At 75.7% G+C, this 2,671-nt stretch carries 2 protein-coding genes; both read right to left on the bottom strand.

Going from position 1 to position 2,671, the window contains the following annotated elements; genetic code table 11:
- Positions 1-83: 83 nt before the first annotated feature.
- Complete coding sequence (locus tag ACOJTC_RS01765; RefSeq protein ID WP_204926782.1) at positions 84-1,415, bottom strand: ABC1 kinase family protein; 1,332 nt, start codon at positions 1,413-1,415, stop codon at positions 84-86.
- A 203-nt stretch (positions 1,416-1,618) separates the two neighbouring features.
- Positions 1,619-2,671 (bottom strand): ThiF family adenylyltransferase (locus tag ACOJTC_RS01760; RefSeq protein WP_420115481.1); only part of this gene is annotated, 1,053 nt, incomplete at its 5' end.

The following is a 2,671-nucleotide window of genomic DNA, read 5'->3' as shown; positions in this document are numbered from 1 at the left end:
TCACGCAACCCCCCCCGGACCCCGGGGCGCGGTCCCCGCAGCCCGGCCCCCGCCCCCGCGTCGTGCCGGTCGGCCGGCGCCGGTCAGGCGACCGGGGCGAAGCCGGGCAGCCAGCGTTCCAGGATGCCCCGGTAGGGTGCCTTCGCCTCCAACTGGCAGAGCACCCCGATCGAGCCCAGCGTCACCCGGTGGATCAGCAGGTACGACGGCGGCAGGTTGAGCTGCCGGCTGAACTGGAAGGCGGGCGACTTCGGGCTGGCCAGCCGGGTCGCCTCGGCGCGCAACCAGGCCCGGGTGAACCGGAACTCCTCCTGCGCCACCGGGTCCAGCATCGGGCGGATGTAGTCCAGCAGCGCCTGGGCGTCGATCGGCTCGGTCGGGTTGACGAAGCCCTCCTCGCGCAGTCCGGCGACGACCGCGTCGGCGTCGCCGCGCAACGACAACCCGAGCAGCCGGCCGATCGGCTCCGGGGTGCCCTCGGGCATCCGGGCCACCGCCCCGAAGTCGATCACACCGAGCCGGCCGTCCGGCAGCAACCGGAAGTTGCCCGGGTGCGGGTCGGCGTGCAGCAGCCCGGCCCGGGGCGGGGCGGACAGGTGCAGGGTCGCCATCAACCGGCCGGCCGTGTCGCGCTGCGCCTCGGTGCCCTCCCGGATGATGTCCGCCAGCGGTGTTCCCTCGATCCACTCGGTGACCAGCACCCGGGGTGACGACGAGAGCACCGCCGGGATGAAGATCTCCGGGTCGTCGGCGTACGCGGCGGCGAAGGCGCGCTGCGACTCGGCCTCCAGCTCGTAGTCCAACTCCTCGGTGATCCGTTCCCGCAGCTCGGCCAGGAGCGGCTTGACGTCCAGACCGGGCTGGATGGCGCGGAACATCCCGCCCAGCCGGGAGAGCTGCTTGAGGTCGGCGAGCAACGCGTCCCCCGCACCCGGGTACTGGATCTTGACAGCGGCGGACCGGGACACGCCGGTCTCCGGGTCCCGCCACACCGCCCGGTGCACCTGGCCGATGCTGGCCGCCGCGGCCGGCGCGTCGTCGAACTCGACGAACCGGTCCCGCCAGTCCGGCCCGAGCTGCTCCGCGAGCACCTTGTGCACGCTCGCCACCGGCAGCGGCGGGGCGGCCTCCTGGAGCTTGGTCAACGCCTGCCGGTAGGGCGCGGCAATCTCGTCAGGCAACGCCGCCTCGAACACCGACAGCGCCTGGCCGAACTTCATCGCCCCGCCCTTGAGCTGCCCGAGGACGCTGAACAACTGCTCGGCGGTGCGTTGCTGGATCTCGGCGGAGATGACGTCGGAGGCGATGCCGGTGACCCGCTTGCCCATCCCGAGGACGGTCCGACCGGCGAAGCCGAGCGGCAGAGCGGCGAGCTTGGCGGTCCGGGACACGGCGCGGCGCGGGATGTCGGTCACCTGGCCATTGTTACCGACTTCATGGCCCCGCTGCTGCGCTGAAGCCGGGCTTGGTGGCCCCGTCCCCCGTTCCGTGTCCCCGCGACGCCCGTCCGTCATCCCCGCGCCGCCCGTTTGCTGCCCGTCCGCTGCCCCGGACGGGCCGGCCCGCCGGGTTCGTCCCGGACCGGCTGTGGCCGCTGCCGGTCGGGCGGTGGCCCGCGTCAGCGACCCGAGCAGGAGCAGTCGGGGTGCGGGGCCCAGTCCCGACGGCGTAACCGGCCGCCCGGCCCGACCTCCACCGTGCAGCCCACCGTCTCCGGGGTGCCGCCGTCGAGCTGCGCCAGCACCTCGGCGACCGCGTAACCGGCGGCGGTGAGCAGGGTGGCGGTGCCGCAGGAGTGGTCGGCCGGACCGGTGGCGAGCTGGGCGGCAAGCCCGGGCCAGCCCGGGTCACGGTCGGTGCGGTGCAGCTCCAGGCAGTGCAGGCAGGGGCCCACCGGCGGCCGGACCAGGGGGCCGACCACCGGCATCCCCTCCCGCAGGGTGAGCAGCAGGTGGGGCTGGCGACGCCTGGTGAACCCGGTGGCGAGCAGGTCCGCCGGACGGTCCGTACCGAGCTGCACCACCAACTCGACCCGGTGGCGGCCGGCCGGGCGGGTGCGGGTGCCCGGGGCGGCGCGGTCGATGGCCGCCCGGACCGCGTCGGCCAGCGGCCGCCCGACGTCGGCGGCGGCCAGCCCGGTGCCCACCAGGTCACCCGGCTGCACCGGACCGGTCAGCGCGACCGCCACCTGCCCGACGCCGGCCTGCGCCAGGGCCATGGCGACCGGCGCACCGAGCCGGCCCGACCCGGTCACCACCACCCGGGCGACACGACGGCGACGCAGCACCTGGGCCGGGGTGCCGGTCAGGGTGGGTATGGCCAGGGCGAGCGCCCCGGCCTCCGCGGCCAGCCGGGTCCGGTCGGGGCCGGTCAGGTCACGGGGGAGCAGGGTGTGCGCCGGTACGACCAGCCCGGCGGCGTGCAGGGTGTCGATCAACCCCCGGGCCTGGCCCGGATCGACCCGGGCACTCGCCGCGTCCGCCAGCACATCGCGTTCACTGCGGGTGCCGTCGAGCAGGTCGAGCAGCCGGGTGACCCGCGAGTCGGCCACCTCCAGCAGGACGGCCCGGCCGGGCGTCAGCCCCAGTTGCAGGGTGTGCCGGTCCCGCCAGAGCCGGGTCAGGCCCGGCAGCAGGGCGGGACGCAGCAGCGCGGTACGGGAGGGCGCGGG

Origin of the sequence: Micromonospora sp., from assembly GCF_048594385.1 — a bacterium.
GTDB classification, from domain to species: Bacteria; Actinomycetota; Actinomycetes; order Mycobacteriales; family Micromonosporaceae; genus Micromonospora; species Micromonospora wenchangensis.
The sequence above is the reverse complement of the archived record's forward strand: the minus strand, read 5'-3'. Positions and strand labels throughout refer to the sequence as shown.